At 55.5% G+C, this 13,297-nt stretch carries 7 protein-coding genes; 2 read left to right on the top strand and 5 right to left on the bottom strand.

The features are described 5' to 3' along the window. Positions 1-120 precede the first annotated feature (120 nt). From H9I52_RS18855 to H9I52_RS18870, 4 genes are all read right to left on the bottom strand, one after another. Positions 121-2,139, bottom strand: coding sequence for an ABC transporter ATP-binding protein (locus tag H9I52_RS18855; RefSeq protein WP_187455138.1), 2,019 nt, complete (start codon positions 2,137-2,139; stop codon positions 121-123). 346 nt (positions 2,140-2,485) lie between these two features. Then, the gene (locus tag H9I52_RS18860) at positions 2,486-3,133 is read right to left on the bottom strand and encodes a lipoprotein signal peptidase (RefSeq protein ID WP_139515256.1); all 648 of its coding nucleotides are present in this window, start codon (positions 3,131-3,133) and stop codon (positions 2,486-2,488) included. Between the two features lie 149 nt (positions 3,134-3,282). Beyond that, the gene (gene ileS / locus H9I52_RS18865; RefSeq protein ID WP_187455139.1) at positions 3,283-6,687 is read right to left on the bottom strand and encodes an isoleucine--tRNA ligase; all 3,405 of its coding nucleotides are present in this window, start codon (positions 6,685-6,687) and stop codon (positions 3,283-3,285) included. A 123-nt stretch (positions 6,688-6,810) separates the two neighbouring features. Next, positions 6,811-9,234 carry an efflux RND transporter permease subunit gene (locus H9I52_RS18870; protein ID WP_139515258.1) on the bottom strand — a complete coding sequence of 808 codons (2,424 nt, stop codon included), beginning with the start codon at positions 9,232-9,234 and terminating at the stop codon, positions 6,811-6,813. 234 nt (positions 9,235-9,468) lie between these two features. On the opposite strand from H9I52_RS18870, the gene H9I52_RS18875 reads away from it, so the two are divergent. After that, positions 9,469-9,876, top strand: coding sequence for a hypothetical protein (locus H9I52_RS18875; protein WP_139515259.1), 408 nt, complete (start codon positions 9,469-9,471; stop codon positions 9,874-9,876). A 109-nt stretch (positions 9,877-9,985) separates the two neighbouring features. Here H9I52_RS18875 and H9I52_RS18880 read toward each other — a convergent pair whose 3' ends face one another. Next, on the bottom strand, positions 9,986-11,503 hold the full coding sequence (locus H9I52_RS18880) for a glycine--tRNA ligase (RefSeq protein WP_139515260.1): 1,518 nt from the start codon (positions 11,501-11,503) through the stop codon (positions 9,986-9,988). A gap of 267 nt (positions 11,504-11,770) precedes the next feature. Between H9I52_RS18880 and H9I52_RS18885 the strand changes: the two genes are divergently transcribed. After that, entirely contained in the window at positions 11,771-13,171 is a 1,401-nt protein-coding gene (locus H9I52_RS18885) for an inorganic phosphate transporter (RefSeq protein WP_187455140.1), read from the top strand. Positions 13,172-13,297 lie beyond the last annotated feature (126 nt).

Genomic DNA, 13,297 nt, shown 5'->3' on the forward strand with positions numbered 1-13,297 from the left:
ACCGGCAGCAAAGCGCGTTATCAAACTGTTGCTGCGAGGCCGAAGGCGCCAATTTATCATTGGCAGAGTTGTGCCGGCTGTGGTAGCAAATCAGTCAACAAGCGCGAGCGGCAGAACGTTCTATCCGGCCATTACCTGACGGCGGGCTACGGCGGCGCGGATATCCGCTGGCTCATCCTTCGGAATGGCATTCAGCAGGGTGCGCGTGTAGTCGTGCTGCGGATGGGCATACACTTCGGCGGCCGGTCCGCTTTCCACAATCTTGCCTTGGTTCATGACCAGCAACCGATCCGACATAAAGCGCGCCACCGACAGGTCGTGGGTAATGAACAGGTAGGTAATGCCAAAGTCGCGCTTCAACTGGTTGAGCAGGTTGAGCACTTGCGCCTGCACCGATACGTCGAGCGCCGACACCGACTCGTCGCACACGATGCACTTGGGCTGCAAAGCCAGCGCCCGGGCAATGCAGATGCGCTGCCGCTGCCCGCCCGAAAACTCGTGTGGATAGCGCAAATAATGCTCCTCACGCAACCCAACAGTACGCAGCAGCTCCAACACCCGCTCCTTCTGTTGTTGGCGCGTGCCTCCCACTTTGTGCACCTGCATCGGCTCTTGGATGGCTTCGCCCACGGTCATTATGGGGTTAAGAGCCGCGTACGGATCCTGAAAGACCATTTGAAACTCCCGCCGCCGCCGCCGTAGCTCCCCGGTAGGCAACGTGGCCAAGTCGGTGCCTTCAAACAGGATGCTGCCCGACGTGGGTTCTACCAAGCGCAGCAGCGTACGGCCCAAGGTGGTTTTGCCGCAGCCCGACTCCCCCACGAGCCCAATGGTTTCGCCGGGATAAATATCGAAGCTTACACCATCCACGGCGCGCACTACTTCCTTGGTGCGGTTGAAGAAGCCTTTGCGAATGGGAAAATGCACGTTCAGGTCGCGAACCTGCAGCAACGGCTGCGCGGCTAACTTCGGGGTTGCTGGTTCTGCGGTACGAGCTTCTAGCGATGGCGAAGGTTCATCACCAGCAATGAAAGCACAGGTTTCTGCCCCGGCCGCCACGTCCGAAATGACTCCTGCATCGGGAATGATCTGACCACTTTCCAGGAACGGAGCCGTTTCGAAACCGGTGAAAGTATCCGTTGAAACCGGCGCAGAATGTTCCACGGGGAACGTTTTGGTGGTTTCACCTGAATTCCGTAACTGTTGGGCTACGGCCTCTTCTTCGGTTGCCGGAGCACTTACTGGGCTTTGAACTGGCAATGCAACTAATTGTCCATCAGCCTCTTCTCGCATGAAGTCAGCTACTACTGGCAGGCGTGTTTTACCCACCGACAACTTAGGCCGACAAGCCAGCAAACCCTTGGTATAAGGGTGCTGAGGGTTGGTAAAGAGGTCTAATACTGCACCCTGTTCCACAACTCGGCCACGGTACATCACCAAAATGCGGTCGGCGATTTCGGCCACCACGCCTAGGTCGTGGGTGATGAAAAGCACAGCCGTGTTGTGCTCGCGCCGGAGGTCATCGATGAGTTGGAGCATGCGTGCCTGCACCGTTACGTCGAGGGCCGTGGTGGGCTCGTCGGCAATCAGGATGGCAGGGTTGCAGGCCATCGCCATCGCAATCATGACACGTTGCTTTTGGCCGCCGCTGATCTCGTGTGGATAGGCACGCAGAATTTTTTCGGGGCGCGGCAGCTGGGCCATGGCAAACAACTCTATTGTGCGCGCTTCGGCCTCTTTTTCAGAAAGCCGAGTGTGCAGCCGTAATGCTTCCACTACCTGACTCCCGCACGTATACACGGGGTTTAGGGAAGTCATGGGCTCCTGAAAGATCATCGAGATTTCGTTGCCGCGCACTTGGCGTAGTTGCTCGTCGGGGAGCGTAAGCAAATCAACCTCCCCAAACTGCGACGACTGAAAGCAGGTCTTCCCTCCTGCTATCTGGCCGGGCGGCATCGGAATCAAGCCCATCAAGGCCAGCGAAGTCACCGATTTTCCCGATCCCGATTCGCCTACGATTGCTACCGTTTCGCCGCGGTGCAGCTGAAACGATACTTCATTCACCGCTCGCACATCGCCGCGGTGCGACTTAAAATCGATGGTCAAGTTGGAGACTTCCAGCAGCGGGGTTTGGGGCATTTTCAGCAAAACAGAGGAGAATTCAAGATCTAAATTTACCGCAAATGTTCCAGAGTAAGTTGGCAGCTTGAAACGTTGTTCACGAACAATAAGATTGTAAAAGGCGGTCATGCAGAGCGTAAGCGAAGCATCTCTCCCGCAGTACTTACTCTAGTAGAAACAACGAAACAGTAGAGATGCTTCGCTTACGCTCTGCATGACGTTCTGTGGTAATGGGTGAAGTTTTCAAGCAACGTATTTCGGCTTTCTGACACAGACAAAAAGCAGCGGTGCGCCTCCACTGCCGCATGTTATGGCTAGTAGAGACGCACCACTTACTTTATCTAACTATTTTATAGTCAATCAATTATGCTTGTTGAACCGATTCGATGGAAGGCGCCTCGTTGTTGTGCTCCGTCAGGTGGGCATCGTTGGCGTGCTCGTGGTTAAAAAACCGGTTCTGGTTGAGCAGAATCAGCACCACGCCCACGAAAATGGCCGAGTCAGCAATATTGAAAATGGGCCAGAGCGACAGGTGTGTACCGCCGATCAGGGGCCAATTGGCTGGCAAAAAACCCTCGTAGATATCGGCATACAGCATGTCGATCACTTGGCCGTGAAACCACGGCGTAGGCGCTCCAAACGGGGCATTGTTGTAGATGATCCCGTAGAAAATGCTGTCGATCAGGTTGCCGATGGCGCCGCCCAAAATGAGTGCAACGCACCAGATCAGGCCATTAGAGGCTTTGCGTTGCCACAGCTTGAAGATGTAGTAGCTGATGCCGAACATCGCCAGCAAACGGAAGCCCGTCAGCAGGATTTTGCCGTACGGCGGCGGCAGTTCCACGCCGAAAGCCATGCCCGGATTGAGCGTGTAATGCAGCTTGAACCAGTTGCCGAAAACCGGAATTTCGCCGGGCATGCCGGGCAGCATGTAGGTGTGCACAGCCCACTTGGACACCTGATCGATGACAATGACCAGCAACGCCAGCAGATAATATTTCCAGTACTTCATTCTTGTGCTAATGGTACAAGCTTTGGTAGGCATTTTGTGCCCTTTTGAGCCTGATTTGCGGGATTTTGAACGGTTATGAACGCTCCGAAAAGTGGTTTGTGCGCTGTTGTGCTTACGGCTTTTCGGAGCTATTCTTAATCAAGTATCAATCAGTTAGTTACAACCTCCAGCCGAACCGGCACGCTGTAGTCGTCAAACTCCAGCACGGCGCCGTCTTTCAGGTCGCCGGCAAGCGTCAGGGCGAGGGCCTGGGTTTCGGTGCGGATGTAGTCGCCGAACGACTGCACGGCGGCCACCAGCTCCGGCTGATCGGCGCCGAGCGTTACCCGGATTTTGTCCTGCACTTCGAGGCCGCTGTCCTTGCGTAGGTTCTGCAAGCGATTTACCAGCTCCCGCGCCACGCCTTCTTGACGCAGCTCGTCGGTCAGCGTCACGTCGAGGGCCACCGTAAGCGGACCATCGGACGCCACGAGCCAGCCCGGAATGTCTTCCGAGCGGATTTCCACGTCGTCCAGAGCCAGCGTAACCGGCTGACCTTCAACTTCTACGGCCAGCGAACCAGCTTTTTCGAGTTGGCTGATCTCTTCGGGTGTCATCTGCTGGATGCGAGCCGCTACCGTTTTTAGGCGCGCGCCGTATTGCTGGCCGAGGCGCTTGAAGTTGGGCTTCACTGATTTCACCAGCACGCCGCTCGTATCGTCCAGAAATTCAACGTGTTTCACGTTTACCTCGGCGCAGATCAGGTCTTCTACCTTCCCTACCTGCTCGCGGGTGTTTTCGGTAAGTACGGGTACCAAAATGCGCTGCAATGGCTGCCGCACTTTCAGCACCGACTTCTTGCGAAGCGAGTGCGTAAGTGAGCTGATGCGCTGGGCCAATTCCATGCGCTCTTCCAGGGCTTTGTCAATGCGCTGTGTATCAGCCTCTACCAAAAGCGTCAGGTGCACCGATTCGGGAGCCAGCGGCGTGTTTTTGGCCACGGCTTCGGTACGCATGCCGTCGGTCATGTTGCGGTAGAGCCACTCGGCGAAGAAAGGCGCGATGGGCGCCATCAGCTGCGAAACGACCACGAGGCACTCCTGCAATGTTTCGAAAGCCGCACGTTTATCGGTCGTCAGCTCGCCTTTCCAGAAACGTCGGCGCGACAGGCGCACGTACCAGTTGGAGAGCTGATCGGTAACGAAATCCTGGATGGCGCGAGCCGCTTTCGTGGGGTCGTAGTTGTCTAAATGACCCCGTACTTCCAGGATCAGCGACTGTAGTTTCGACAGAATCCAACGATCCAGCTCGCTCAACTCCGAGAGCGGCACGCGGTCAAATTCGCTGGTCTGAAACTCATCCAAGTTCGCGTAAAGCGCATAGAAGGAGTACGTATTGAACAGCGTACCGAAGAAGCGGCGCTGCACTTCTGTCACGCCGGCCGGGTCGAACTTGAGGTTGTCCCACGGTGGCGCGTTCACGATCATGTACCAGCGCGTTGCGTCGGGCCCGAACTGGCCAATGGTGGCAAACGGGTCTACGGCGTTGCCGAGGCGCTTGCTCATCTTGTTGCCGTTCTTGTCCAGCACTAACCCGTTGGCAATCACATTCTTAAAGGCCACCGAATCTTCCAGCATCACACCCAAGGCATGCAGCGTAAAGAACCAGCCGCGGGTTTGATCGACGCCTTCGGCGATGAAATCAGCGGGGAAATTTTTGTGGAATTTCTCGGCGTTTTCCAGCGGGTAATGCCACTGCGCATACGGCATCGCGCCTGAATCGAACCACACGTCAATGAGATCCGTCTCGCGGTACATGGGTTGGCCGCTGGGCGACACCAGGAAAATATCGTCCACGTAGGGCCGGTGCAGGTCGATTTTCTCGCCTTCCGCCAGCGGGTTGTGGGTCATGATTTCGGCGGCTACGGCCTTGTCAATCTCCGCCCGCAGCTGCGCAATGGAGCCAATGCAGATTTCCTCCGAGCCATCTTGGGTGCGCCAGATGGGCAGCGGCGTGCCCCAGTAGCGCGAGCGCGACAGGTTCCAGTCGACCAGGTTTTCGAGCCAGTTACCGAAGCGGCCGGTGCCAGTGCTTTCGGGCTTCCAGTTGATGGTTTTATTAAGCTCGATGAGCCGATCTTTTACCGCTGTCGTCTTGATAAACCACGAATCCAAAGGATAATAGAGCACGGGCTTATCGGTGCGCCAGCAGTGCGGGTAGGTGTGTTCATAGCGCTCCACTTTGAAGGCTGTACCGTCGCCTTTCATCTTGATAGCGATGCTCTCGTCCAGGGTTTTATAGTCGGCGCCGGAGTCGTCGTGGCCGTCGTAGTTCTTCACCCAACGGCCGCCAAACTCGCCCATTTGCGGCACATAACGGCCCGTCCGGTCCACGATGGGGCCGAGCTTGCCTTCTGCATCGGGCACGAGCAGCGCCGGGATGTCATTTTGCTGCGCCACGCGAAAGTCATCGGCACCGAACGTGGGCGAGATGTGCACAATGCCGGTGCCGTCTTCGGTGGTTACGAAGTCGCCGGGGATGACGCGGAAAGCTCGTTCTTCACCTTCAAACGGCGTAAAATCAAACAGCCGCTCGTAACGGATACCAACTAGATCATTGCCGGAAAATTCACCTTCTACTTGCCATGGCAACACTTTGTCGCCGGCTTTATAATCTTCCAGCGAAGCATGCGCGCCCTTTTCGGTAAAATAGCGATTCACCAAATCCTTCGCCAACACTACCCTGATGGGCTGGTAAGTGTAAGGGTTGAAGGTGCGAACGAGTTGATAGCGAATGTTCTTGCCCACAGCCAAGCCCGTGTTGGCGGGAAGAGTCCAAGGCGTGGTAGTCCAAGCGAGAACGAATGTATCTTGTTCACTTTCAGAGTTATCCACAGATGTGAATAACTTTTCCGACTTCTCGTTACGGATGACCTTAAACTGCGCTACCACCGTCGTGTCCTTCACGTCGCGGTAGGTGCCGGGCTGGTTCAGCTCGTGCGACGACAGGCCCGTACCGGCCGCTGGCGAATACGGTTGGATAGTGTAACCTTTGTACAGCAACCCCTTGTCGTACAGCTTCTTAAGTAGTGCCCAGCAGCTTTCGATGTACTCCGGCTCGAAGGTGATGTACGGGTCGTTGAGATCAACCCAATAGCCCATTTTCTCGGTCAAGTCGTCCCACTGCGCCTTGAAGCGCATCACCGTTTCGCGGCAGCGTTGGTTATAGTCTTCGATCGAGATCTTCTTGCCGATGTCCTCTTTGGTGATGCCCAGCTCCTTTTCCACCTGCAACTCGATGGGCAGGCCGTGGGTATCCCAGCCGCCTTTGCGCGAAACTTGCTTGCCCAGTAGCGTTTGGTAACGGCAGAAAATGTCCTTCACCGTGCGGGCCATCACGTGGTGGATGCCGGGCGCACCGTTGGCCGAAGGCGGACCTTCGTAAAACACATAGGTCGGCTGGCCCTCGCGGGTGCTGACGCTCTTCTCAAAAATGCCGTTCTCTTTCCACCATTGCAGGATGTCGGTGCCTACCTGGGCGTAATTGAGCGGCTGTTTGTACTCGGGATATTTCATGTTCGGGGCGTAACTATATCAAAATCAGAACGTCATCCTGAGCACAGCGAAGGGTCTCTACACGGAGGGTATTCCGCACGGTAGAGATTCCTCGTGCCTCGGAATGACACGATATTGGGCTTCTTATGATTCCAAACGGCGCTGCACGGTCATGCGGTCGAGGTTGAGTTCGGTGTCGTCGTCTTCTTCGTGGTACGAGTCGTCGTAATGCTGAAGCATGGATTTGTCGATGGTTTCGTCTTTGCCGTGTTCAAACGTAACGAGCAAAGAAGGCAGCAGAATCAGGTTGGAAAAGTTGGTAATCAGCAGCGAAGCCGACATCAGCAAACCCAGCGCTTTGGTACCGCCGAACTCGCTGAAGGCGAAGACGCTAAAGCCCAAAAACAAGGTAATGCTTGTGTAAATCATACTAGTTCCCGCCTCGCTCAACGTCGTGGTAATAGCAGCTTTCACGCGGCGACCGTTTACGGCCAGCTCCTGCCGGAATTTGGCCAGCAAATGGATCGAGTTGTCGCCGTCAATGCCCAACGCAATGCTGAAAATAAGCGCCGTGCTGGGCTTCAACGGGATGCCGAAATAGCCCATCAGGCCGCCCGTCAGAATGAGGGTAACCAGATTAGGTATCAGCGTGAAAAACACCGACTTCACCGACCGAAACAGCAACAGCACCACCAAACCCACCAAGGCGAAGGCAATTATCAGGCTCTCTTTTAGGGAGTTAATCAGATATTCGTTACCCTTGGTAAACAGGATGGTCGTGCCGGTCAGCTTTACGTCCATGCCTGTGCCGTTGAAGATCTCCCGGATTTGGGGCTGAATCTGGCGGGAGAGCAACGTATCGAGGTTGCGGGAGCCGATGTCCGCGATTTTCAATGAGATACGCGCCCGCTGGCCCGTCGAGTCGACGAAGGAGCGCAGCAGCTTGTCGTTGCCGCTACCCTTCGACTGGGCCTTGGTTAAGTAGCTGAGTACAAAGTTCTTCTCCGAATTATCGGGCAGGCGATAGTACTCGGGGCTGTCGTTATAAAATGCTTGGGTTGAAGCTTTTAGGAATGTAACGATGCTGACTGGCGTGGTCAGGACGGGCTGGGTGCGCAGAAACTTCTCGAAACGGTCGATGCGCTCCAGGTTTTTGAGCTTGAAAATGCCGCGTTTCTTGCCCGTGTCAATCACGATTTCCAGCGGCATCACGCCGTTAAAGTGCTGCTCAAAGAACTTCAGATCGCTGTTCACGGAGCTTTCCTTCGGCAAATCATCGACCATGTACGACACCGATCGTACCCGCGAAATACCCAGCAAGGAGATCGCTACCATCACCGCTGCCAAAGCGTACACCGTGCCACGCCGATCGAGTACCAAATGCTCGAAGAATTCGAGTAGCTTGGTAAGTGGCTTAGCATCAAGGTGTTCTAGCTGCTTCGGCGTAGGCGGCGGCAGGTACGTGAATACGGCCGGAATCAGGATAAACGAGATGATGAACGCCACAAAAATGTTGATCGTGGCCACCAACCCGAACTGGTAGAGAATGGCAATGTTGGTGAAGCAAAACACCACAAACCCGATGGCCGTGGTGGTGTTGTTCATGAGCGTCACGAGGCCGATTTTGCGAATCACGCGCGTCATGGCCAGCACTTGGTTGCCCGATTTGCGGTAATCGTAGTGGTAGCGCGACAGCAGATAGGTGCAGTTCGGAATCCCGATTACGATCAAGATACTGGGAATCAGGCCCGTAAGCAGGTTAATTTTGTAGCCCAGCAGCACCATTGAGCCTACGCACCAGATCACGACGACCAGTACCACCAGTATCGGGAAGACGACCGCGGCCCAGGTGCGGAAGAACATGAACAGCGTGACGGCCATCACAAGCACCGTCAGCATCACGAAGAACTTCATCTCGCCGGCGACTTTGCTGGTCATCGTGGAGCGCACGTACGGCAGGCCCGCGTAGTGCAGCCGGATGCCGGTTTTCTTCGTGAACCGCTCGGCGTGGCCCAAAATGTCATTCATCACCGCTTGGCGCCGCGACGAATTAAGGTATTTCGGGTCCATGGTCAGGGCCAGCAGCGTGGCGCCGGTGGTGGGGCTGATAAGCTGGCCCTTGTAAAACTCCACCTGGTTGACCACCCGCATCAAACTATCGAGCTGACGCTGGTTTTCGGGAAACTTCTCGAAGATCGGCTTCACGGTAAACTGCTGATTAGCAGTGTCTTTGCGAAGCGCAATGAGCTTCGTTACCGATAGCACACCACTGACGCCTTCGACGCGCGAGAGCGTATCGGTGAGGGCACGCAGCTCGCTAAAGTTGCCGATGCGGTAGATGCTGCTGTCCTGAAGGCCCAGCACGAGCACGTTGCCGTCCTCGCCAAATGTCTTCTTAAACTGCTGGAAATAAACCATTTCCGGATCGTCCGGACTTACCACTTGGGCAAAGTCGTAGGTCATCTCCACGTCCTTGGCTTTCCAGGCCATGAACACAGTGATGACAGCCAGCAGCAGGATGAGCAGGCGCCGGTTCTTGATAACGAAAAGAGCGAGTTTACTCCACATAGACCGCTAAAATGGAGCAAAGGTACGCAATGCGCCGCAGCTAGCCGGTGAAGCGCCGGCAAGTATATCGAGTTGGATTAAACCTACTTACGAAACGGTTTGTTAGGCTAACAAAATAATGTCTGGAATATAGGCAACTTCCTATGCCGCTATTCCCGTAAAGGCAGCCTTACCAAGTAGTTGCATTGTCGGTTTTTTGGACTTAGCAACGAATCGATTTTCCGTTTTTCACTAATGACTTTGTATCAAACGCCGGAAGCGGTGCTCACCTATCTTCCTGGCACTGAAACCCTTTGGCTGAGCTATAGCGCCACGAACGTGTCGGCGGCTTTCCAACTGGCCTTCGAGCAGACGGTAGCAGTAATGCGCAGCCAGAAGGTGGGCAAGCTGGTGTTGGACCTGAAGGATAGTGCTTCGCTGCCCTCCGACGACGAGCAAAACGTGCTGGATCCCATCGTCCGGAAGCTGCCTATCGAGTTTGACCAACCCACCTTTATTGCGGCGGTGCTTTCCGTGCAGCAATACCAGTCGCAGGTGGGCAGCTACTCGCCGGCTTCGGCGCAGCTAGTGCCGCTGGGTCCGGTCGAGTTCAACTACTTTACTTCCCGCCGCGACGCCATCGCTTGGCTCAGTGATAATTAACCGTTTACTACGCCCCACCCAATTCTATTCACCCACCCAAACAGAAAGGCCCCGGAAGCATCTTCCGGGGCCTTTTTCTTGTACACACAAGTATTTTATAATCAAATACTTATAGGTTTTCTAAAATTCGCTTGAAGCTCACGGCATCACCGATGTAGCGGCCCAGCTCCGAGATCGGCATGCGGGTTTGCTCGCGCGAGTCGCGGTGCCGGACGGTTACGGTATCGTCTTCCAGCGTCTGGTGATCGACGGCGATGCAGAAGGGCGTCCCGATCAGATCCTGGCGGGTGTAGCGCTTGCCGATGGCGTCGCGGTCTTCGTACACGAGGCGGAAATCATGGCGCAGGTCGTTGAAGATGGCCTCTGCTTTTTCGGGCAAGCCATCTTTGCGCACCAGCGGGAAAATAGCCGCCTTGATTGGGGCCAATGCCGGATGCAGCTTCAGGAATGTGCGGGTTTTGGTTTGCTCCTTCTCCCCTTCGCCTTCCGTGATGGTTTCTTCGGTATAAGCCTGACACAACGCTGCCAGGAACAGGCGGTCGGCGCCTACCGACGTTTCCACCACGTAGGGCACGTAATTGCCGTAGGGTTTGCCGGTAGCTTCGTCGAGGTCGTTGTCGAAGTACTGCTGCTTTTTGCGGCTCAGGGCCTGATGCTGCGACAGGTCGAAGTCGGTGCGCGAGTGAATGCCTTCGATTTCCTTGAAGCCAAACGGGAATTCGTACTCGATGTCCACGGCCGCGTTGGCGTAGTGGGCCAGCTTGTCGTGGTCGTGAAAGCGCAGCTTATCGGCGGGCAAGCCGAGGGCTTCGTGCCAGCGGCGGCGCGTTTCCTTCCACTTGTTGTACCACTCCATCTCGGTGCCAGGCCGAATGAAGAATTGCATCTCCATCTGCTCAAACTCCCGCATTCGGAAGATGAACTGCCGGGCCACAATCTCGTTGCGGAAGGCCTTGCCGATCTGGGCGATGCCAAACGGCACCTTCATGCGCGCCGATTTCTGCACGTTCAGGAAGTTGACGAAAATGCCCTGCGCCGTTTCGGGCCGCAGGTAAATCAACGTCGAATCGCCTTCTACCGAGCCCACCTGCGTCGAAAACATCAGGTTGAACTGGCGCACTTCGGTCCAGTTGGCGGTGCCCGATACGGGGCATTTAATCTTCTCATCTACAATGAGTTGTCGAACCCCAGCTAAGTCGTTATCTGTCAATAGCTTACCCATTTCAGCCAACAAGGCGTCGGCGCGGGGCTTGTCGCCGGCGTTTTCGTACTCGGCGGCTTTGTCTTCGAGCAGCACGTCGGCGCGGTAGCGCTTCTTGCTGTCGAGGTTATCGATCATGGGATCGGAGAAGCCATCGACGTGGCCCGACGCTTTCCAGGTGAGCGGATGCATAAAAATCGCCGCGTCGATGCCCACCACGTTGGGGTTGAGCTGCGTCATGGCGCGCCACCAGAGTTGCTTGAGGTTGTTCTTCAGCTCGACACCATTGGGGCCGTAGTCGTACACTGCCTGCAAGCCGTCGTAAATTTCGGACGACGGGAATACGAAGCCGTATTCCTTGGCGTGGGCCACAATGTCCTTGAGTTGGGTATTTTCTAAAGTAGGTTTCGGATTCGGGTTGCTCATGGGGCAAAGATAGTAGCGCGAAGGTCAGTCGGCGGCGCCGGCTCCGCTGTAGAAGGCAGGCGTCGTAGCGATTGTAAAGAAAACAGTCTGCGCGGAGCAGGCCGCTACCCCACCCCTACTTATTGAACTTTCTCCACGATTTTCGGTACAATGCCTATTCAATTTTCCGGAATTTCGTCGCAGCCGTAACAATTTCATAATCTTGCCCCGCCCAAAGGCCCTCCTACCTTTGGTTGCCCGTATCGTTTTTTCACCAATTCCCCCCCTATGTTTGGCTTAGAGCCTCATGTGTTGCTGCTGCTGCTTGCGTGCCTTGTTGCAGCCTGCGCCTTCGAATTTGTTAACGGTTTTCACGACACGGCCAACGCCGTTGCCACGGTCATCTACACCAATACGCTACGCCCCTGGGTAGCCGTGGTGTGGTCGGCCTTCTGGAATTTCATCGGCGTGTTTGCCGGTGGCATTGGCGTGGCCATGGGTATTGTGTACCTGCTGCCCGTCGAAAGCCTGGTCGATCAGAACGTTTATCATGGCATTGCCATGGTGGGCGCACTCATTCTTTCGGCCATCATCTGGAACGTCGGAACGTGGTATTATGGCCTGCCTTCGTCGAGCTCTCACGCGCTGATCGGCTCGATTCTGGGCGTCGGTATTGCCTTCACCTTCCTGCCCGACACGGCCAGCGCGGCCGTCAACTGGGCCAAAGCCGGCGAAACCATGCTGGCCCTGATCATCAGCCCGATCTTCGGCTTTTCGCTGACCATCATCATGATGTTTCTGCTCAAGCGCTTTGTCAGGAGCAAGGCCATCTTTAAGGAGCCCCACAAGCGCAAGCCACCGCCCCTCTGGATTCGCCTGATCCTGATCACGACCTGCACGCTGGTGAGCTTCTTCCACGGCTCCAACGACGGCCAGAAAGGCGTAGGACTTATCATGCTGATACTCATTGGCATAGTCCCGACCTTCTTCGCGCTGAACCAGGATCTGAACCCGCTGGACATGCGCGATTCGCTGGTGAAGATTGAGCAAGTATTGCAGAAAGTAAACCCACAAGATCTGGACGCCGACGACCGGCAGCTGCTCGCCGAAGCGCAAACCCAAACTAACGATCTGGACCGGATTTTTGCCAGCAAGACGTCTGTTGATCAGTTGCCGCGCAACACACGTTTCGAGATTCGCCGCGACATTTTGCTGCTGAATAACCGCGCAGCCAAGCTCATGGGCAGCAAGCGCATCAGCATCAGCACCGCCGATCGCACGATGTACGAAGGAGCCATCAAGGAAATGAAATCCTTCACTGATTACGCGCCTTCGTGGGTGCTGCTGATCGTGTCGCTGTCGTTGGGGCTAGGCACCATGATTGGCTGGCAGCGCATCGTAAAGACCATCGGCGAACGTATTGGCAAAGAGCACCTTACGTATGCCCAAGGTGCTTCATCAGAATTAGTAGCGGCCCTCATGATTGGTGTCAGTACCAACTATGGCTTGCCTACCAGCACCACGCACGTTCTGTCGTCGGCCATTGCCGGCTCGATGGTAGCCAACCGCGGCGTCAAGAACCTGAACCCCCAGATGGTGCGCAACATTGCCCTGGCCTGGGTACTCACGCTGCCTGTCACGATGTTTTTGGCGGGCGGTTTATTCTTGCTCTTCCGCGCTGTTTTATAGCGAAACTGCTATTCTTTGAAACACACAAAAAGCCGCTCCAATCAGAAGCGGCTTTTTTGTTGAGTTGATAGCCGATGAACATTAAGTTTTCCACAGGCTAGTCAGACGAACCGGAATCAAAAAGCA

Origin of the sequence: Hymenobacter sp. BT491, from assembly GCF_014349165.1 — a bacterium.
Taxonomy (GTDB): domain Bacteria; phylum Bacteroidota; class Bacteroidia; order Cytophagales; family Hymenobacteraceae; genus Hymenobacter; species Hymenobacter jejuensis.